The organism is Phycisphaeraceae bacterium (genome assembly GCA_019636735.1).
Taxonomy (GTDB): domain Bacteria; phylum Planctomycetota; class Phycisphaerae; order Phycisphaerales; family SM1A02; genus VGXK01.
The window spans coordinates 145,101-166,108 of sequence record JAHBWY010000003.1; the positions used below are offsets into that span (position 1 = coordinate 145,101).

13 protein-coding genes are annotated in these 21,008 nt (G+C 66.4%); 6 read left to right on the plus strand and 7 right to left on the minus strand.

From position 1 onward, the window contains the following. The first annotated feature begins 3 nt into the window (after positions 1 to 3). Both KF724_04695 and pdeM read left to right on the plus strand, forming a co-directional pair. Entirely contained in the window at positions 4 to 2,547 is a 2,544-nt protein-coding gene (locus KF724_04695) for a ligase-associated DNA damage response DEXH box helicase (protein MBX3354979.1), read from the plus strand. Further along, positions 2,544 to 3,230, plus strand: a complete 687-nt coding sequence (pdeM, locus tag KF724_04700; protein MBX3354980.1) for a ligase-associated DNA damage response endonuclease PdeM — start codon at positions 2,544 to 2,546, stop codon at positions 3,228 to 3,230. The genes KF724_04695 and pdeM overlap by 4 nt, the downstream gene beginning before the upstream one ends. On the opposite strand, the gene KF724_04705 is transcribed toward pdeM, so the two are convergent. After that, complete coding sequence (locus KF724_04705) at positions 3,188 to 5,203, minus strand: ABC transporter ATP-binding protein (protein ID MBX3354981.1); 2,016 nt, start codon at positions 5,201 to 5,203, stop codon at positions 3,188 to 3,190. The genes pdeM and KF724_04705 overlap by 43 nt on opposite strands. Positions 5,204 to 5,269: 66 nt before the next feature. Here KF724_04705 and KF724_04710 point away from each other — a divergent pair, with 66 nt between their 5' ends. Further along, entirely contained in the window at positions 5,270 to 6,610 is a 1,341-nt protein-coding gene (locus tag KF724_04710; protein MBX3354982.1) for an endonuclease/exonuclease/phosphatase family protein, read from the plus strand. Positions 6,611 to 6,718: 108 nt separating this feature from the next. On the opposite strand, the gene trpB is transcribed toward KF724_04710, so the two are convergent. The 5 genes from trpB to KF724_04735 form a co-directional block, all read right to left on the minus strand. Continuing rightward, positions 6,719 to 7,843 (minus strand): tryptophan synthase subunit beta, encoded by a 1,125-nt coding sequence (gene trpB / locus KF724_04715; protein MBX3354983.1) that lies wholly within the window; start codon positions 7,841 to 7,843, stop codon positions 6,719 to 6,721. 120 nt (positions 7,844 to 7,963) lie between these two features. Further along, positions 7,964 to 8,983 carry a phosphatidylcholine/phosphatidylserine synthase gene (locus KF724_04720; protein MBX3354984.1) on the minus strand — a complete coding sequence of 340 codons (1,020 nt, stop codon included), beginning with the start codon at positions 8,981 to 8,983 and terminating at the stop codon, positions 7,964 to 7,966. Continuing rightward, positions 8,980 to 9,870, minus strand: coding sequence for a hypothetical protein (locus KF724_04725; GenBank protein MBX3354985.1), 891 nt, complete (start codon positions 9,868 to 9,870; stop codon positions 8,980 to 8,982). Before KF724_04725 ends, KF724_04720 begins: the two co-directional genes overlap by 4 nt. Then, positions 9,867 to 10,949 carry an LOG family protein gene (locus tag KF724_04730; protein MBX3354986.1) on the minus strand — a complete coding sequence of 361 codons (1,083 nt, stop codon included), beginning with the start codon at positions 10,947 to 10,949 and terminating at the stop codon, positions 9,867 to 9,869. The genes KF724_04725 and KF724_04730 overlap by 4 nt, the downstream gene beginning before the upstream one ends. Then, positions 10,946 to 15,367, minus strand: a complete 4,422-nt coding sequence (locus KF724_04735; protein MBX3354987.1) for a hypothetical protein — start codon at positions 15,365 to 15,367, stop codon at positions 10,946 to 10,948. Before KF724_04735 ends, KF724_04730 begins: the two co-directional genes overlap by 4 nt. A gap of 153 nt (positions 15,368 to 15,520) precedes the next feature. Here KF724_04735 and KF724_04740 point away from each other — a divergent pair, with 153 nt between their 5' ends. Beyond that, positions 15,521 to 15,784, plus strand: coding sequence for a hypothetical protein (locus KF724_04740; GenBank protein ID MBX3354988.1), 264 nt, complete (start codon positions 15,521 to 15,523; stop codon positions 15,782 to 15,784). After that, entirely contained in the window at positions 15,781 to 16,593 is an 813-nt protein-coding gene (locus tag KF724_04745) for an SDR family oxidoreductase (protein MBX3354989.1), read from the plus strand. The genes KF724_04740 and KF724_04745 overlap by 4 nt, the downstream gene beginning before the upstream one ends. A 55-nt stretch (positions 16,594 to 16,648) precedes the next feature. Here KF724_04745 and KF724_04750 read toward each other — a convergent pair whose 3' ends face one another. Further along, positions 16,649 to 17,800 (minus strand): hypothetical protein, encoded by a 1,152-nt coding sequence (locus KF724_04750; protein ID MBX3354990.1) that lies wholly within the window; start codon positions 17,798 to 17,800, stop codon positions 16,649 to 16,651. Between KF724_04750 and KF724_04755 the strand changes: the two genes are divergently transcribed. Continuing rightward, positions 17,799 to 20,987 carry a valine--tRNA ligase gene (locus tag KF724_04755; protein MBX3354991.1) on the plus strand — a complete coding sequence of 1,063 codons (3,189 nt, stop codon included), beginning with the start codon at positions 17,799 to 17,801 and terminating at the stop codon, positions 20,985 to 20,987. The two genes, KF724_04750 and KF724_04755, sit on opposite strands and share 2 nt — an antisense overlap. Positions 20,988 to 21,008 lie beyond the last annotated feature (21 nt).

Genomic DNA, 21,008 nt, shown 5'->3' on the forward strand with positions numbered 1-21,008 from the left:
GCCGTGTCACCCGGCCTGGCGTGCATTGATCGCTGGTTCGACGCGCTCGGCTGGACGCCATGGGAGTTCCAGCGCCAGGCGTGGAGGGCCTCACGAGACGGTCGCAGCGGCCTGGTGCATGTTCCGACCGGCGCAGGCAAGACGCACGCGGCCTATCTCGGTCCTCTCTCGCGCTTGATCGACAGCCTCGGCCCCGAGGGTGCGAGTGATCGTCGACGCACGCTGCCCAAGTCTGAACGAGGCGTCAGGATTCTCTTCGTGACACCGCTGCGCGCGGTGGCGCGCGACACGGAGCTTGCGCTAAGGGCGCCGATTGAGGCAATGGACCTGCCGTTCACGGTCGGCTCGCGCACCGGCGACACTTCGGCGCGCGAGCGAGCGGCGCAGCGCGAGCGACTGCCCGAGGTGCTCATCACGACACCCGAGAGCCTCTCGCTGCTCCTCTGCCGAGAGGGCGCCGCGGAGCTCTTTGCTCGGTTGGAAGCAGTCATTGTCGATGAGTGGCATGAACTCATGCCCACGAAGCGAGGGGTCCAGACCGAACTCGCGCTTGCGCGCCTGTCGCGATGGCGACCGGAGCTGGTCATCTTGGGGCTGTCGGCGACCGTCGCACGGCCGAAGGACGCCGCACAGCATCTTGTCGGCACGGAGCGGGAGCCGCTGATCATCGAGGGCGGACCGACGCGCGAGGTCGTGGTCGAGTCGCTCCTCCCCGAATCGATCGAAGCCATGCCATGGACCGGTCACATGGGGCTGGCGATGGTCGAACCGCTCTGCCGCCAGCTCGATCCCGACCAGAGCACGCTGATCTTCACCAACACGCGCTCGCAGGCGGAGCGCTGGTTCATGGAAATCATGCGGATCCGGCCGCAGTGGCACGGCCGGATGGGGCTGCATCACGGCTCAATCGCCCTCGATGTGAGGCGTCGCGTGGAGGCGGGCATCAAGGATGGAAGCCTGGGAATCGTGGTGGCAACGAGCAGCCTCGATCTCGGCGTCGACTTCGCGCCGGTCGAGCGCGTCGTCCAGATCGGCTCACCCAAGGGGGTCGCGCGCCTTCTTCAGCGGGCGGGCCGGAGCTCTCATCGCCCAGGCGCCGCGTGTCGAGTGCTCTGCGTGCCCACTCATGCGCTCGAACTTCTTGAGATCGCTGCCGCGCGCGAGGCGATCGCCCGTGGCGAAGTTGAAGCACGCCCCGCCTCGTCGCTGCCGCTTGACTGTCTCATTCAGCACCTGGTCACGGTCGCCACCGGTGGAGGTTTCATGCCCGACGCGCTCTTCGAGGAGGTGCGCCGCGCGTGGAGTTTCCGCACGCTGTCGCGCGAGGAGTTCGACTGGGCGGTCGGGGTGGTGACCGACGGTGGGCGCACCCTTCGTGCGTACGAGCGATATCGGCGGGTTCGCCGCGAGCCGGATGGAGTGCACTTGGTGCGTGACGCGCGAACGGCGCGGACCCATCGCCTCAATGTCGGCACCATTTCGAGCGAGCCCGTGATGACGGTGGCGCTGCGAGGTGGCAGGAAGCTGGGGACGATCGAAGAGGACTTCGTCGCCCGACTCAGGCCTGGTGATGGCTTCATCTTCGCCGGTCGTGCCCTTGAGTTCATTCGCGTTCACGAGATGACGGCCCAGGTGCGCCCGCAGCGGAAGTCAGCGACGCTCACCCCCCGATGGGCGGGGAGTCGATTCCCGCTCTCTTCGGCGCTCTCAGCGTCGCTCAGGCGCATGCTCGACCGGATCGCCACGGGTGAGCCCGGGCCGCCGGAGGTTGAGGCCGCCCGGCCGGTGCTCGAAGCGCAAGCGCGGCGGAGCCGGTTGCCTCGCCCCGGAGAGACGCTGATTGAGGCATGCGTCACCGATGAGGGGTCGCATCTCTTTGTCTATCCCATCGAGGGACGCCTGGTGCATGAAGGACTCGCCGCACTCCTCGCGCTCCGGCTCGGACGGCGGGTGCCGGCGACCTTCACCATCATGATCAACGACTTCGGATTCGAGTTGCTCACGCGTTCGACCGACGACTTGGCGCAGCGCCTCGTCGATGATGCGTCGCTCTGGTCGACCGACGGTCTCGTGGACGATCTCCGCGAAGCGGTGCTCGCGGGTGATCTCTCGCTGCGCCAATTCCGTGAGATCGCGCGGGTGGCTGGATTGGTGCAGGAGCGGGACATTGCCGGTGATCGCGGGGCGAGGCAGCTTCATGCAGGCGCGTCGCTGCTCTACCAGGTCTTCCGCGAGTTCGAACCGACCAGTCCGCTGCTGAAGCAGGCCGAACGAGAGGTGCTTGAGAGGCAGTTCGAGGAGGATCGACTGGTCCGCACCCTCGAGCGACTTCGCCGGGAGCCGCGCATCCTCGTTCGCATGATTCAGCCGGGACCGCTCGCGTGGCCGCTCATTGCCGAGCGCACTGGCGTGACTTCGCTGTCGACTGAGTCCCTCGGTGATCGGTTGGCGGCGCTCCTCTCCGAAGCCGTGGCGGGACCTGGTGCGGGCGCCCCGACGGCACGAGCGCCCCGACGGCGCTCGACGGCCCTACGCTCCCGCTCGTGAGCGTCACATCGGCCCTTCCATCGCAGTGTGTCCTGAGTCTCGGCGGTGAAGAGGTTCACCTCCGCGCCGAGCGAGCGCTCTGGTGGCCCTCTCGGCGGACGCTGGTGGTCGCGGACCTGCACCTCGGCAAGGAAGAGGCCCTGCTCGAACTGGGCATTCCCGTGCCGATCGGTGTGATTGACGAGACACTCGAGCGGCTTCATCGCCTGCTGAAGGAGATCAATGCGGCGCGCTTGCTGGTGCTGGGCGACCTCGTTCATCATCGGAGCGGCCTGACTGCGGAGGTCATCGACCGGGTGACAGAGTGGCGACGCACCTTCGCCGGCCTGGTCGAACTTGTCCCTGGGAATCACGAAGCGACCGTTCGACAACTTCCCGAAGCGTGGGAGGTCACGCGTCTCGCCTCGGAGGTCCGTGAGGGACCGTTCATCTGTCTCCATGAGCCGGAAGCGCGCGACGAAGGCTATCTGCTTGGCGGTCATCTTCACCCGATGGTGCGCATCGAGGGCAGGGTTGACAGGCTCCTTCTCCCATGCTTCGTCATCGGTGTGAAGCGAGCGATTCTGCCCGCCTTCACGCGATTCAGCCGTGGCGTGCGCGTGGAGGCCGCTGTGGGCGATCGCGTGGTGGCCATCGCCGATCAGGCGCTCGTCGAAGTGCCGCCGTCGCTCGCTGCATCCTGAACCGCGGCGCCGGTCGCCTCGAAGGCGTTGGGGGCGGGGGAGGCCTCGCGCTCGGGGCGCGCCGTCTGGGCGGCCACCATGTCTCTGTAGATGCCGCCCCGCGCGAGCAGTGCGTCGTGGGTTCCCTCCTCGACGACGCGACCACCCTTGAGCACGAGAATGCGATCGGCCTCACGGATGGTGCTCAATCGATGGGCGATGACGAAGGTGGTGCGATGCCGCACGAGCGAGGCGATCGCCTCCTGGATGCGTCGCTCGCTCTCACTGTCGAGGTTGCTGGTCGCTTCATCGAGGATGAGCAGTCGTGGATCGGCGAGGATGGCTCTCGCCACGGCGATCCGCTGCCGCTGACCTCCCGAGAGGCGCACCCCGCGCTCGCCGATGAGAGTCTCGTAGCGCTGGGGCAGGGACTCGATCCAGTCGGCGATCGCGGCAGAACGGGCGGCGGCGGCAATCTCAGCGGCCGTCGCATCGCGCCGACCGAAGGCGATGTTCTCCGCGATGGTGCCATCGAAGAGGAAGACATCCTGTTCGACGATCCCCAGCAGCGAGCGATAGCCCGAGAGCGTCCAGTCGCGGAGATCGGTGCCGTCAAGCAGGATCTCACCGGCCGTCGGGTCGAACATTCGTGCGATCAGGTTGCAGAGCGTCGTCTTGCCGGCGCCACTCGCACCGACGAGGGCGACCATCTCACCGGCTTCGGCGCGGAATGAGACGCCGCGCAGGACTTCCTCGGTGGCGCCGGGATACTTGAAGTGAAGATCGCGCACCTCGATGATTCCTCGGATGCGCGCCGAATCGGGCACTCGCGCTCCGGGCCGATCGGGCAGCTCGCGCGATTCGCCGAGGAGGTCGAGCACGCGATCGAAGCCTGCAAGATTCGTCTGGAGCGAGGTGGCGCTCGTCGCCAGCGCCTCGAGTGGCCCGAGAAGCATGACGAGGTAGGTGAGAAAGAGGACGAGGTCGCCGGGAGTCAGCCGACCCTGGAGCACCTGCCAGCCGCCGTAGAGAAGGAGGAGCGCACTCGCAATGGGGATCATCAGCTCCCAGGCGAGTTCGATGCCTCGGCTCCACCACCACGCGAGCAGTTCCTGGCGAGCCATCAGGTGCGTTCCCGTGGCGAAGCGGCGCGTTTCGCTGCGCTCACGCGCGAAGCCGCGGACTACGCGCACTCCAGCGAAGACCTCGGCAGCGTGTGCATCGATGTCGCTGCGCTGCGCGCGAATGTCGCGGAAGATCGGGCGAATCCTCCCGATCCAGGTCCGGTGGGTCAGCCAGACGATCGGAAAGAGAATGAGGGAGCCGAGCAGCAGGCGCCAATCGGTGAAGGCGAGAATCGTCAGCACACCGAGAAGCTGGATGACGGCGCGCCAGGGGTTGTAGATGAGACTGAAGAGCAGTTCGGCGATGCCTCCGGCATCTTCGCGAATGAGGCTCGCGGCGCCGCCCGACTTGAGCGCATAGACCCGATCAAGCGGAAGGTGAACCGAGTGCTGGAAGACCCGTCGGCGCATGTCACTCTGGAGGAGCTTCGTCACGCGAGTCGCCTGCCAGCGCCCTGCCAGATGGACGAGCGCCCTGGCGACCGAGAGAAGGATCACGCCCACGCTCAGGGCGATCAGCAGATTGAAGCGATCATCGACGATGGCGCTCGGCAGCCGCTCCGCAATCACGGGCGGAAGTGGATCGCCGAGGAAGACATTGTCGACGGCGAACTTCGTGGCGGCGGGTGGAACGAGGCCGACGATGGTGGCAAAGGTCAGGGTGCCGAGCGCGAAAGTGATGGCGGTCCGATGCGGCGCAAGGAGCCCGACAAACGCTCGAACAAGCGCCCACGCTGAGCGGGCGCGGCGGTGGCTGCGCTCCGAACCCTCCCGCGTGATCGTGGCTGGCGCCGACTTCGCGCGGCGTTCGCGGACGCGCCGGAGATAGGCGGCGAATCGGCGTCGGCTGCTGGACTCGGCTCCGGGCACTCCGAAGACAGTAGCGTGATCGCCGCATCGCCGTCAGCGGGGAGCCGGCGCTGTACCCTTCACCTCATGCCGATGCTCGTGCTCCCACGCCGTTGGACCCTCGCACGCCTCGCCGGGGCCGTTGCTCTTCTGTCGACCACATCACTGGTGATGGCACTCCAGGGCGCAGCGCCGGGAACTCCCCCGGCGGGAGGCTCGCCCGGCGCAGGCTCTTCGTCGCCGCGCCAGTCTGATGCGCCGCGCGCTCCGAGAAGTGAGTCGGGGCCCGGGGAGAAGCGCGGCGCAGGCGTGCGCTACGGGATTGAGAAGCCGCTGCCGCGTCGAGAGGGGACCATCAGGATCGCCTCGTTCAATGTCGAGAACCTCTTCGACGATGTCGACGATCCGACGCTTTCAGGCGAGTTCGACGACATCAAGATGGCCACCCCTGATGATCGCTGTCAGGCGATCGCTGCAGCAATCCGTGCCATCGACGCGGACATCCTCTGTCTCCAGGAGGTCGAGAGCCTCGATGCGTTGCGATGGTTCCGGGATCGCTACCTCGCAGAGATGGGCTACGAGCACATGGCGTCCGAAGATGTCGGCTACTTCCGTGGTATCGAGCAGAGCATTCTGAGCCGCTTTCCCATCGTGCGTCACAAGGTGTGGCCCGACCTCGATCTCCAGCCGACGCTCGGGCAGCGTGTCGGTGAGGGATGGAGCGATCCCGAGGAAGACCAGGGGCAGAAGTTCCAGCGCAGCCCTCTCTTTGCTCAGGTGCAGATCGCCGATGGCGGAGTGCTCGAGTTCTTTGTGGTGCATCACAAGGCGGGCGGGCGGAACTTCCGCTTCCATCGGGAGGCGGAGGCGCTCGCCATCATCGGCCTCGTGCGCGAGCGGCTGGCCGAGGAACCACAGGCCCGACTTGCAGTGCTGGGCGACTTCAACGCGGGACCTCGGGAGAAGAGCCTCGAGATCTACCTCGATCCTCAGTTCGGAGGGCTCTTCAACGCGTGGGAGGAGCGACATGATCGCAACCTGCCGCGCGAGGCCTACCTGACCCACTCGAGCGGCCGAGTCATCGACTACATCCTGCTCAGTCCCGCCATGCGAGAGTCGATGGTCCCACGCAGCTTCTTCGTGCTCGCCACGCTCGCTCCTCCCGATGGGTGGGATTGGCGCAGCGATCCTCATCCGCCCGGGTATGCAAGCGATCATCGTCCACTGGTGATTGATGTCGTGCCGAAGGGCGATCCCGCCGCGCCGAGGCCGGGGCCGACGGCCCTCTGGGGTCTTGCGCCAGATTCGCCCGCCGCGGGATCGGCGACACCATCGCCGTCGCCAACTCCCGGCCCCGCAAGTGGACCGCGTGCGCCAAATGAGACTCCAGCGACGCCCCCGGCAGCGACTGCGCCAAACGCGCCCTGACCTCGCGTGACCGCATGCACGCGGAGCGCCGACAGCACGCGCCCCCTTCGCGCGATCAATGCGTTCTGCATCTCGCGGCTGGCACCGATCGTGAATGCGTCGGTGGGATCACGCCGGCGCTGAAGTGAGCCGGATGACTTCAGCGACATCCTTGTCGCCGCGCCCGGAGAGATTGATCAGCACATGCGCGTCGCGCGGGAGTGACCGCGCCAGCTCGATGGCCCCGTGCACCGCATGAGCGGTCTCGAGCGCGGGGATGATGCCCTCGAGGCGCGCAAGCAGATCGAACGCCGCGAGCGCTTCGCGATCGGTTGCCACGGTGTAGCGCACGCGGCCCGAATCGCGCCAGAAGCTGTGCTCCGGTCCGACGCCGGGATAGTCGAGACCGGCGGAGCAACTGTGCACATCGGCCGTCTGTCCGAAGGAGTCCTGAAGCACATAGCTGAACGAGCCGTGCAGCACGCCGGGGGAACCGAATGAGAGCGGTGCGGCGTGGGCTCCGGGAGTCGCCCCATGGCCACCCGCCTCCACGCCGACAAGGGCAACCTCGAGGTCGCGGGCGAAGGGATAGAAGATGCCGGCCGCGTTCGAACCTCCGCCCACACAAGCGACAACGGCGTTCGGAAGTCGCCCGAGTCGATCGATGCACTGCGCGCGTGCTTCCCGGCCGATCACGCTCTGGAAGTCTCGCACGATCGTCGGAAAGGGATGGGGGCCCACGACCGAACCGAGGATGTAGTGCGTCTTCCCGACCGACGCCATCCAGTCGCGCATCGCCTCATTCGTCGCGTCCTTGAGCGTGCGGCTTCCCGTGGTGACTTCGACGACCTTCGCGCCGAGCATGCGCATCCGGTGGACATTGAGCGCCTGGCGTCGAACATCCTCGGCGCCCATGTAGATCTCACACGCCATGCCGAATCGGGCGCAGGCCGTGGCCGTCGCCACTCCATGCTGGCCGGCGCCGGTCTCCGCGATGATGCGACTCTTGCCCATGCGCCGAGCGAGCAGCACCTGGCCGATCGTGTTGTTGATCTTGTGCGCCCCGGTGTGAGCCAGATCCTCGCGCTTGAGCCAGATCCTCGCGCCACCCGCGTGGGCCGAAAGGCGATCCGCGGGAGCCAGAGGCGTCGGGCGCCCGACGAAGTCGCGTTGAAGCTCCTCGAGTTCCTTCTGGAACGCGGGGTCTTCAGAAGCCGTCGCATAGGCGGCTTCAAGTTCCTCAAGCGCCGGCATGAGCGTTTCGGGCACATAGCGGCCGCCGAAGCGGCCGAAGCGACCGGAAGTCGACTCAGGAGCGGACCGTGGGGCAGATGAAACGGGTTGCACGGATGAAGTCCTCAAGAGGCTCGACGATCAGCGTTCGCGACCAGTCGGTTCACGCGAACCACCCACGCGCGGGGCGTCCGACGGGCCGGGCGGCTGCCCCGGAACTCCGGATGGTGGGAGTGGACCCGACGCTTCCGCTGCCATCGCCACGGTCGCGCGGTTGCGGCGCATGAGTGCGCCCCACGGACCCGAAAGCGCATAGAGCACGAACGCAATCGCCATGGTCACCTGGAGCCACAGGATGGCCGCCACGAGCGGAACAACCAGCAACACGATGAAACGGAAGCTCCGCCGCCCGCGCAGATAGCGGTTGACGACATGCGCGTAGCGGATGCGGCTCACCATCGCTCCTGCACAGAGGATGGTGACCAGCGGAATGAAGAGGCTCGAGGCCCTTGCAAATCCCGGCGGGGCCACTTCCGCAAAGGTCTTCACCAGCAGGTGCTGATGAAGCACGATGAGGCTCGCCACCGTGCCGCCGGCTCCGGGTGAAGGCAATCCTCGGAAGGAGCGGTGATCTTCCTCGGCCACGCCGGGTGTCTCAATGTTGAATCGCGCAAGGCGCAGCGCCGCGCAGCTCACATAGATCGCGGCAATCGCCCAGATGATCTTGCCATAGGTGCTGTCGGCGTCGGGGCCCAGAATGCTCGGAGCGCCGCCCATCGTCTCGGTCCACCCCGGACCGTAGTAGTGGCTGACGAGCCGCATCATCATGTAGGCGGGCGCGACCCCGAAGCTCACGATGTCGGCGAGCGAATCGAGCTGCGCTCCGAAGTCGCTGGCTGAGCGGGTCAGTCGCGCGACCGTGCCATCGAGCGCATCAAAGAACATCGCGAGGAAGATCATGGCGCCCGCGACCGTGAGTGTGCTCCAGCCGAAGAGCTGGCTCGGTCCGATCGGAAGGGCGGCATAGTGAATCGCCGCGAATCCGCAGAGGAGGTTCCCGAGTGTCAGCAGCGTGGGCGCCACGGAGAGTGGCGGGACGCGCCGGAAGCGTCGCCGGCGAACCCGCTCGCGCCATGGGGGTGGACGGACGACCCGCGTCATGGTCGAGCGACCTCCTCGCTCCCGGGCATCGGAACAAGCCACTCGGGCAGCCGTGCGATGAAGAGGTGCACGGGCGTTCGCCGCTGGAGCGGCCGCCCCTCGATCTCGGGCAACTCCTCGACGGGCATAAGGAGTGCGCCGAGGGTGACGGGGGGATCCACTTCAGGACCGGTCGTGCGCGCCATCGGAGGTGGCGGCGGTTCGGGGGCGAGGATCAGCGACCACCCCTGATCGAGCACGACGGAGAGCCCGGCATCGGGAAAGGGCGTGCCGCGAAGTCGGGAGCGTGGAGCAAGCGAAGAGATCATCGCCGTCGATGAGCCATCCTGACCGACGGAGTGGGGGATCATCTCGAGCCAGAAGAGGCCGCCATCCTCCATCGGCACCGTCCAGCCGCGCACCGCCAGTCGAAGCGAGGTTCCAGCCAGGGGCTGCACGCGATCGCCCGTGTAGATCGCTGCGCCGGGGCGCGGAGTCGCGCGGAGCAGTTCGCGCCACTCCGGGATCTGGCCGTGCCAGTTCCTGACATCGGAGAGAGTGCCGCCGAGCTCCGCCAGCAATGACGGCAGGCTCTCGGTTGGAACTTCGGCGACAACGAAGCCGTTCCGGCGAAGTCGATCGATCGTTTCGGGTGGAAGAGTGCCGCCGCGACCGTGCTCGGAGAGGACACCCGCCACATGCGTGGCATCGGCGGGGGCCATCCAATGCACCACTTCGAGACCATTGTCACCACCTCGCACGCGCGTGGTCGAGAGATCGTCGGCGCGAGCGAAGGGCACCGGGGCGATGACCACGCGCTCCGGCTCCTCGCATCCGGGCGATGCCATCAGCACGGCCGCCATGCCGAGCATGACCACGACCGCACCAGATTGGAATGATCGACTCATGGCCAATGGACATGCTCCTCGGGCAACTCATTGATGCGATCGATGAGCTTCCGAACCAGACCGTAGGCGCGCTTCGTGTGGTGGAAGACGAGTCGCGGCAATTGCGGGAACTCATCCTCCTGCTCGAGCGGGCCCTGTTGTGTCATGGCGCCGCTGCGAACGAGTGCCTTGAACTCATGGTCGAGTTGGAGCACCTGGGCGCTGCTCAACGGACGCTTCATTCGAATGACGAGATGCTCATCGACATAGCGGCTCGAGTGATAGCGTCGGTAGAAGCGCAGGATCCTGTCGACGGCATCGAGCGGCGACTGCGCCACCTGATAGAGGCCGGGGTCCTCGGGACTGATCCACCCCTGCTGGAGCAGGTTGTCGACGCAGCCATGCTCCCAGCGCGGCCAGTAGCCGAGCGGTGCGCCATCCGCTCCAGCGCCCTCGACGAGCACGATCGGCACGATCGGGCTCTTCCCCGTCTGGACCAGCGTGAGCACCTCGAAGATCTCATCCATGGTGCCGAAGCCGCCGGGGAAGACCGCAACGGCGTCGGAGTGGCTCACGAACATCAGCTTGCGCGTGAAGAAGTAGCGGAAGTCGAGAAGCTTCGGATCGCCCTGGATGAACTCATTGGCGTTCGTCTCAAAGGGAAGCCGGATGGAGAGTCCGAAGCTCGCCTCTCGCTGCGGTCCCTCATGACCGGCTCGCATGATGCCGTCGCCAGCGCCGGTGATGGCCATCCACCCCTCGGCGGCGATCGCCGCGCCGAAGTCGCGCGCGGCGACATAGTCGGGATGATCCGGCGGCGTGCGGGCGGAGCCGAAGATGCTGACCTTGCGCACGCCCCGATATCGATTGAACACCTGGTAGGCGCTGCGCATCTCGCGCACGGCGAGCGAGATCAGTCGCAACTGCGCGATGTCGAAGCCCTCGTTCACCAGGCGAAGCGTGGTGCGCACGAGATCGGAAGCCAGCGCGCGGCGGTGGCCGAGAGAACCGGCGTCGCGTCCGGCGCCGCGAGTTGACTCACGGACGAACGATGCGATCGCGTCGCGAAGGGCGCGCTCCTGGGGAGAGGGATGAGTCATGGTGTCGTGCCGCGCCGACTCTGATCCGGGGGGCGGTTGAAGGGTGGAAGCGGCGCCACGGAGACGACAGGGTTGGCCATCGGGCCCGTGACATCGATGGCAAAGAGTGTGTCAGAGACAGCGCCGAAGAGGTCGCGCCAGAGCGGAACCGTACCGCGGTTTCGGAAGCGCAGCGCGAGTTCATCGTTCTGAAGGTTCAGGTCGCCCTTTCCGTTGAACTCGATCGAAGGCGAGGTGAGATCGAAGCGGTCAAAGATGAGAAGGTCTCCGGAGATGTGGAATCGGATATCACCGGAATCGAGCGATGTGCTGAGGGGAAGCATGAACTGGCTCACCTGGAGCAGACTCATCGTGATCGGCAGTTCAGCCATTCGCCCATCGCGGATCTCGACTCGACCCCGGCCCACGCGTTCCTGCGAGCGCCCGATGGGGCCGCCGACGGACACCTCGCCGTCCACCCGACCCCGTGCGCCGGCCCCAAGCATGCTCGATCGCACGGGATCGAGTTCCTCGGGAACGCCCGCAGGCAGCTCGCTCAACTGGCCGCCGACGAGGCGCACCGAGACCTCGTAGGTTCCGTCATCATCGGCTTCCGACTCGAGATTGACGCGCACGGTCGCGGAAGCCGAACCACCGGCAAGCATCCCGTAGAGCTGGGGCACCCGCACGCTTCCAGCCTCGGTGTCGTAGATCACCTCGGCGAAGGCGTCACGGACCTCGTGACCCCAGACTTTGAAGAATGGCGTCTGAACGAGAATCGAAGTCGATCGTGAGGGACGCACATCGATGGTCGCCCGCGCCTCGATTTCGGTGAATGGCACTCCCGTCGTGAAGGATGCGTGAGTTGACTCAAGGACGCCGGTGAAGCGCGCGACCTCCATCTCCGCGCCTGGGGCGAAGACCAGGGTCGCATCGCGCAAGCGCGTTGGACCGTGGAAGGCAAGATCCATCGCTTCGAACGCGGAACGCACCCGCTCGCCCACCAGCAGAAGCTCCGGCGCGCCGACACGCCCGCCTTCATAGGCGATGTCGAGTGCGTGCTCCCGTGGTGCAGCCTCGAGAGGAACCGATCCCGAGAGATGAAGGCGACCGTGCGCTGTCTCCATCTTCAACTCGGGCATGGACAGGATCGATCGGTCGATGAAGATCGGCTCCGAACCCTCGATGAAGCGCAGTTCCGAGGTGACGCCCGATGACTCGACCGTGAGATCCCTCGGTTCCAGCCGGATGCGCCACGCGGGCTCGCCCAGCGCGGGGTGCATGACCGTGGAAAGCATGGCGTCGAACTGACCTCTCGGGCGCCACGCATGCATCAGGTCGAGCACATCGGTTGCACCGGAGAGCGACAGGCCTTCATAGAGGAGCGGCGAGTCGAAGCGTGCCTCGGTCCACGCGGCGCCGAGTTCACGCACCGGGGCGCCTCGCTCCGCGCCGTAGATGCCGTCGATGAGGAGGCCCGAGCGACGCTCGCCCGGCTCATCGATGTCAAAACGCAGGCCGCGCACCTCGAGGACGCGCTCGACGATCTGAAGGTCGCCCGCCCGTCGACTCAAGTGGACTCGCTCCACGGGTGGATCGGCTGGCGTATCGACCGAGCCTGCAAGGAAGGAGATTCGATCAGGCTGCACACGAAGCGTGCGAGTGCGACGACCTTCGCCATCTCGGCGCCAGTCGAGTTCGGCGTCGAAGACCCCGGCTGGTTCGTGCCTTCGCCAGAATGCCCGGGCACGCTCCTGTTCATGCTGTGGCAGGAGGTTCACGAGGTACTCACCCGGCGAGATGTTCGAGAAGGTCGCCTGAAGCGATCGCGCCTCACCCCTGAGGTCGATGGACGCCTCTGCGGTCACGCGGCCCTCACCCGACCATCCTTCAAAGGAGTGAAGCGTTGCGAGTTCTTCGGTCACGGACATCTTCGCGACGCAGCGGTCGAGCGTGAAGCCCTCCGGCCACTCCAATCCGCTCTCGGCAAGTTCCGAACCGATGGTGGCTCTCGGCGCCGCTCGTCCTTCGCTCAGATCAAGCTCGACTCGCCAGAGGATCTCACCGAGTCCATCACCATCGACGACGACCTTGGCAGCCAGCAGCCCCTCAATACCGATCGCGTCCAACAAGTCCGCGGCTTCGGAGCGCCGCACGCCCGGCCAGCCATCGGCAGCGCTCAAGGCGTGGCCATCGAGCGAATCCGCAGGAATGGCCGCAAGAAGCAGCGGATTGAGGCGATCGTTCTCAGTCGAAACGAGGATCCTCGGATGAACGACGCGCTCGCCATCCGGGTCGCGGGGGAGATCGATCAGACCAGTCAGGAATCCAGTACCGCCACCGGGAAGTTGAAGAGGGAGACCCTCGGCGGGCAGCGAGATCTTCTCATCATCCACCGTGATGACGGGGAGCGGGGCGTTCGGAAGACCTCGGACTCGAAGTGGATAAGGGAAGGGTTCGCACAGCGCCAGCGCCTCGAGAATCGTGAGCTTCCCCGTGGTGACGATGTGATCACCTCCGGCCACTTCCCGCTGGACCCTGAGATCGATTCCGCACCAGCCGCCGGGGCGGAAGTTGGCGAGCCACTCCACCGGCGAGGTTCGTGGGAGTTCAGCGGCGATCTCGCTGCGACGGCGATCGATCTCAGCTTGCGGAGCGCCGCTGCGCTCGACCTCCCTGACCCGTGCGAGGAGCCCATCGCGCTCCTGCTGGAGTTCCTCGGTCATGCGCGTGATGAGCCCCGATGCCTCAAGTGAGGCGAAGGCCGGCTGGTTGAAGAGCAGGGTCAGGAAGCGCTGGGCGGGTGAGTAGCGCAGCGCGTCAATGAGCAAGTGATCAATGGGTGCGCGATCTGAAACGATGCGCAGATCGACTCCCGCATCGTCGCCCGGCTCGAGCACCGTGCCGGAGATGGAAATCTCCGCACCCTGACTTCCGCGGCCGCGCAGGTAGTGCACTTCGACGAGGTCGTCGACGAAGGTGATGTCCGCCGAGACATCGGTGAGCTCGTAGGGGAAGTTGAAGTAGCCGCCTCGTCCGCCGGTGATCGACACGGCCCCATCCACGCGAATCTCCGAGGCGATCGGGCCTTCGATCGGGTTGGTGGGGCCTGGAGCGTCGCCTCGCCAATGGGGCGGAGGGCGCCACACATGCGCGGCGATCGAGACCGTGCCTTCACGCACCATGAAGTTCGCCAGGATCTCCGCCGCCGCGCGGGGCAACTCCAGCACCGGCGCTCGCTCCTCCGTCGCCCGCACCGAGAGGTTCTGAATGGTCAATCGAAGATCGAACGGCGCGTGTTCCAGTGCGTCCTCGGCCCACTCCTCCGCGGACACGCCATTCCAGTCGCGCAGGCGGCCGCGATTGAGATCCACCGAGAAGGCGAGTTCGACGGGTACGGGCACGACATCGTCGGCTCCCTTGGGCCCGCCGAGCTGACCCTGAAGTCGCTCGAGCGTGATTCGCCAGTTGTCGAACTTGACGACTCCTTCGCGGACGATGACGCGCGGTGCGCTGTCCATGGGTTCGATGCGGCCATCGCTGAAGCGCGCCCACGCATCCTCCATGCCGAGATCGGGAATGGTCAGTTCGAAGTCCCGCACATCGATTCTCGCTTGGCGCACCGGCGTGGTCCGATCGCCCTGCATGGTCACACGCCGGAGGTTGCCCGTGAGATCGAAGCTGTTCCAGACCTGCCGGATGGGTGTGGCGAAGAGTCGTCGCAGGGGGCGATCGAGTTCGAAGTCGCTCAAGGTGATGGAGTATTCGAAGTCGTCGCCCACGAACCACCCTTCGAGCGTGGCGGGCTTCGCCGTCGAGCGAGTGAGTTGTTCCAGGCGGAAGTCCCACCTGTTGCGGATGGTCCGGTCGCTCGTGAGCGTTCCCGTCAACTCGCGCCGGGCGTCGGGATCAAAGATGGTGTCCTCGGTCCCGGGAGTGACGGCGCCAACCAGCAAGGAGAGCTGACGGATTGAGATGCTTGGCGGTCGCATCCCGCCGCCGCGCGTCCTCGGCGGGGTGATCGCCATGAGGTTGATCGCCTCGCCGTTGTCTCGTTCGACCGCGCGCACTTCCATACGGTCAATGGTGATGTCCGTGAGGGCGAGCGAGCCCCAGAGCAGCGGCATCGGATCGAAGTCGGCGCTCATCCGATCAATGGTGAGCACCTCCGATGCACTCTCCGGCCAGTCGTGCACTCGAACGGAGAGTCCCCCGATCATGGCACGGTTCCAGCCATTCCACTCAAAGTTCTCGATGGTGCAGGTCGCGCCAAGTTGAGCACCAATCGCGCGGGCCACGACAATGCGCAGCAGTGTGCCCTCGACGAGGAGCCCCCAAAGGCAGGCGAGTCCCGCGATGATCGAGAGGAGGATGACGGCGATCCGGCGGCGTCGTCGCCGTAGCCGTTCTCGCAATTGCACCAGCGCGTGGAAGGTCATGCGGCGAGGGGAGTGGAGAGTTTACGCTCGAAGCGCGATCGACCGTGCGGGGGGTGCCCCGCGGATTGCCGCGCGCCGAAGGAGCGTGCTCGACGGCCTCATCGTCGGAAGCGCGGGTCGTGCTGTCGTGAAGGCCTTCCTATAATCGGCCGCGTGACGCCAGATTCATCGGTCACGCTTGAGCAGGGCCGCACCATGCTTGCGGCCACGCTGCTCTTTGCCCTTGTGCTCGTGATCGTGCTGACGGGCGCGGCGTGGCTCTTCCTCTCAATGCATCGGCGCCGCATGCGAAAGGCGCCGCGTGCACTGATTGCCGATCCAGTCGATGCATGGCGTGAATCGGGGCGAAGGCTGGTGGCGCGAGGTGAGGAGCGCGGTGCTGGCCCATCCGCTTCAGATGAGACGCCGGGACCATGAGCGCGCGAGCCGTGATCGTCGGCGCCTCGCGCCGCGTCGGACGCAGCATTGCGCTGGCCATGGCTCGCCGGGGCTTCGATCTCATCCTGACGGCGAGGAGTGATCTCGGCGGCCTTCAAGAGACGGCGGCGATGGTCAGCGCGGTGCGCGGACAATCGGCGGGTGTTTCCTGTGAACGGCTGAATCTCTCTGATCCGGATGAGGTTGAGGCGGCGGGTCGGCGATGGCAGGGCGAGTCGCTCGATGTACTCATTCTCAACGCCTCGATGTATGAGCGAAGCGGCGTGGCGCTGGCGTCTGACTCCGGATGCGCGAGCGATGAGCATGACGGCTCCAACGCTCAGTCGAAGCAAAGCCTGGGTCGACGGCTGGCTGACTCGGCGCTGAAGCACTTCGAGGTCAATGCCGCATCGGCGCTCGCGCTCTCGACACTGCTCGCACCTGCCCTTGCCAGGAGTTCACAGCCGGGCGGCGGCGCGATCACGGCGTTGGGAGACATGCATGTCATGGGGCGGCCCGTGCGAGGATTCGCCCCCTATCTGATGTCGAAGGCGGCCCTCGCGCAGATGGTCCACTCTCTCGCGGTGGAACTCGCGCCGCGCATCCGCGTGAACCTGGTGCATCCGGGGGTGGTCGCGTGGCCCGAGGAGACGACGGACGACATTCGAAGGGCCTATGAAGCGAAGATCCCGCTGGGCCGGAGCGGTACACCTGATGATGCCGCCGAAGCCGTGGCCTGGCTCTCCGTCGACGCCATGTATGTGACCGGCGCGGAGCTCAGGGTCGATGGTGGTCGATGGCTCCGCTGATCGGTGCAGGCGCCGTTGGGCATCGTTGCGCAAGCCAATGGGCAAGTTCGTCGAGTCACTCCGAACCGCGAGGACTCCCGGGCGCTCGTTGCGACGCTTCCTTGGCTTGAGCGCTGTCGCGCGGTGATGGGTGCCCCGATGGCACGGGGCTCGCGCCGCTTTCGAGCGCCGCACGGAGGCGCTCTTCCAGCGCCTCGACCGGCGGTTCGCCGGGCGCCACGCCCTGAGCATGGCGAAGGAAGGTCTCCGCGCGGATGAGATCACCGGCGGAGATCCACGCATGACCCGCACCTACCGCCGAGCGCCAGCGGCGGGAGTCGACCGAGAGCGCCTCCTCCCAGGCGAGCGCCGCGGCCTTGGGCCGCTCGATCACCAGGAGCGCCTCGGCAAGTTCACTTGCAATGGCCTCGTTGGTGCGCGAGGCGCGGGGAAGGGCCAGCAGCATCTCGGCGCACTCGGCGTGGCGTCCGAGCGCTCGCAGTGCCCTCGACTCGGCGATTCGCGCCGCCAGTTCGCCGGGCGCCAGCCGACGCGCCCGCTGCGCTTCCTCGAGAGCCTCGGAGGGCCGATCGGAGGCGAGCGCCACATCGGAGCGAAGGATGGCCACCAGCGGCTCATCGGGAGAGAGCATGGCGGCCCGATCGAGCCGCGCTCGGGCCTCGTCGAGTCGCATCAGCCGTCGCAACGCCATCGCCGCGTAGAGTTCGTACTGGGCCTGCGTCGGATCGAGCAGGCACGCACGGTTGTAGAGTTCGAGAGACTCCGTCGAGCGGCCCGACTGGTCAAGCGCCACGCCAGCGGCGTGGTGCAGCGCTGCGTTCTCGCGATCGAGCGAAAGGGCGACAAGGTATGCCTCCGCGGCTTCGCCGAGCGCGGCGTCTCGGGCGCGGCCTTCGGGATGATCGACCAGTGCCTCCGAGAGCAGCACGCGCGCGTGCACCTCGCGGACCGTCGCATTGCCCGGCTCGACTTCGACCAGACGCGCCGAGATGACTCGCGCTTCGCGCATGCGACCCTGGGCGAGGTACTGCTCAACCGCCCGAACGGACTCATCGACCGAGCGGGCGGAAGCGACGCTCGAGGGTGCCGCTGGCTCCCGCTCGCAGCCGAGCGGTGCCATGAGCGCAACGAGCGCTGCGGTGGTCATGAGCGGTGCCACGCCATGTCCACGATGGCGCCACCGCGAGCGGTATGCTTCGCGACCCATGGCGCGTGAATCCTACAGCCCATCCGACGCGGACCAGCTCGTTGCGGAGCGATGGCAGCAGGCGAAGGCCTTCCACGCCGTTCCAGCACCGCAGTCGAAGGGGCCGCCGTTCGCGATCTTCATTCCGCCTCCGAATGTGACGGCGGCGCTGCACCTCGGTCATGCGCTGAACAACGCGCTTCAGGACATTCTGGTTCGCCGCGCGCGAATGCGCGGCTGCAACACGCTCTGGATGCCCGGCACCGATCACGCCGGCATCGCCACGCAAACCGTGGTTGAGAAGCGGCTGCTCCAGCAGGGGAAGCGCCGAAGCGACTTCTCCCGCGAGGAGTTCATTGCCCAAGTCCAGGCGTGGAAGGATGAGTACGAGGCGACCATCCTCGAGCAGCTCCGCGCCATAGGGGCAAGCTGCGACTTCGACCGCGTGCGATTCACCATGGACCCGGTCTGCACCGCAGCGGTGCGGGCCGCATTCACCCGGCTCTTTGCCGACGGCCTGATCGACAAGGGCAAGCGACTGGTCAACTGGGATCCGGTCTCGCGCACCGCACTCGCTGACGACGAAGTCGAGATGGAGGAGATCGACGGCTTCATGTGGTCGCTCCGCTATCCGCTGGCCGATGGCTCAGGTCATGTGACCGTGGCCACGACCCGACCGGAGACGATGCTTGGCGACACCGCGGTCGCGGTCAATCCTCGCGATCCCCGCGCGCGCGCGCTTCGAGGGAAGCGAGTGAAGCTCCCGATCGTGGGGCGCGAGATCCCGATCGTTGAGGATGACTATGTCGTCATGCCCGCAGCCATGGCTGAGGCCGCCGGTGTGCCCGAGGCGGCGCAGGATCCGAAGGCCGCGTTCGCGACCGGCTTCCTGAAGGTGACGCCGGCGCACGATCCCAATGACTGGGAGATCGGCTTGCGCCACGGCCTGGCCGCCATCAACATCATGGCGCCTGACGCCTCGATCAGCGATCGTCATGGCTGGAGCGATGTGAGCGAAGAGGCGCGGTCCTTCGTCGGGCTTTCCCGAGAGCGGGCGCGTGATGCGGTGGTTGAGTGGTTCCGAAGCCATGGACTGCTCGAAGAGGTGCGGCCCTATCGGCATGCCGTCGGTCACAGCTATCGCTCGCATGTTCCGATCGAGCCCTATCTCTCCGAGCAGTGGTATGTGCTCGTGACCGATGATCGCCTTCGCGGCGCGGCGCTTCGTGCGATGGCTCCCGAACAGCGGAGTCGTGATTCGACCATCGGCGTGGATGGGCGATCGGCCGGTGATGGCGAGCTTCACTTCTTCCCGCCGCGGTATGCGCGCACTTTCGAAGTGTGGCACGAGCAGATCCGCGACTGGTGCATCTCCCGCCAGCTCTGGTGGGGGCACCGCATCCCCGTCTGGTCTCGGGGTGAGGAGGCGCTGTCGCCCGAGGCGACCGCGGCACTCGCGCGGGCGCCCTTCTCCGATGCCTCGACACCCTCGGCGGGTGCGTTGCGGCGAAGCATGATTCCCGTCGAAAGCGCGTGGTCACGCGCGGGGTTGGTCCATCGGGTGCGCCGGCGCGATGATGGCGCGGCCGAGGAGCTCCTCTGCGTGCCCGAGGCGCAGCAGGCCATGGTGCCCGAACTCGAGCGGGCGGGCTTTCGCCAGGACGACGATGTGCTCGACACCTGGTTCAGCTCCGCCCTCTGGCCACTCTCAACGCTCGGTTGGCCCGACCCCGAGCGCTTCGGCATGGAAGGGTTGCTTGAGACCTTCAATCCAAGTTCGGTGCTCTGCACCGCGCGCGAGATCATCACGCTCTGGGTGAGTCGCATGGTGATGTTCAATCGCTACTTCAACGGAGGGCGGCTGCCGTTCCGCCATGTCTACATCCATCCCGTGGTGCAGGATGGCTTCGGGCAGAAGATGTCGAAGAGCCTCGGCAACGGCGTCGACCCTCGCGACATCATTCGGACGCACGGTGCCGACGCGATGCGCTTCGTGCTCGCCCAGATCGCCACCGACACGCAGGATGTGCGACTTCCCGTCGATCTCATTGATCCTCACTCGGGGACGACCTTCACTCCGGCCTTCATCGAGACCGATGCGGGCTACCGCGTCGCCGCGCCCATCCAGGAGAGCCAGTCGCAACGAGGCCGGACGATGGTCTCCTTCTACGGATTCGTGAGCGGCCTGGCCACGCCGACCGATGAGGTGCCGCTCGCGCTCAACACGAGCTCGCGCTTCGATGTCGGCCGTCACTTCTCGACCAAGCTCAGGAATGCGACGCGCTTCGTCCTTGCCTCGGCTGCGGCCCAGGATGGCGCCAGCTCGACGGCCACGATCGACCCCGCGACGAGACCCCTGATTGACCGCTGGCTGCTCTCGCGACTTGCACGCGCTATCGGTCAGATGGACGCAGCCATCGATCACTACCGCTTCAGCGATGCCGTGGAGGTGCTCTATGACATCTTCTGGCGCGACCTCTGCGACTGGTACCTCGAAGGCGTGAAGCCGACCATTCGGGGTGACCCGGTGCAAGAGGCAATCCTGCTGCGCTCGCTCGATGCGATCCTGCGCCTCGCGCATCCGATCTGTCCCTTCGTGACGGAGTCGCTCTGGAGTGAAGTGGGGCCGGCGAGCGCCACTCGTCCTCCGGTGCGCGGTCTGACGATCGCTCCGGGCGAACTTCTCGCCACGGCGAGCTGGCCCGTGGTGGAACCGACGCTGCTCGACACCGAGGCGATCGCGACCTTCGAGCGGGTGCAGACGCTCGTCAACCTCATTCGCAATCTTCGCGGCAGTCGACAGGTCCCGCCGAAGAAGCGCCTGCAACTCGTTGCCGATCGATCGGTGGTGACCCTCATCGGCATGGCGGGCGGCGTGGTCGAGACACTCGCCGGGCTCGATGCCGTGACCGAGCGGAGCGCGGGCTCAGAGCGTGCACGCGGAGCCGTGCCGCTCGTCTTCGAAGGCGGCGAGATCGACCTCCTTGGGCTGCTCGAAGAGAGCGATGCCGCGGGTGAACGAGATCGACTCGGCAAGCGTCGTGATGAACTTCGGCGCGCCGTGGAAGGCTTCGAACGAAAGCTGAACAACCCGGGTTATGTTGCCAAGGCGCCCCCGGAGGTGGTTGCACAGACGAGACAGATGCTGGAAGGAGCACGAAGCGATCTTGCCGCCGTCGAGAGGTCTCTGGCCGCGCTGATCTCCTGAAGTTCCCTCTGGCTCGACATG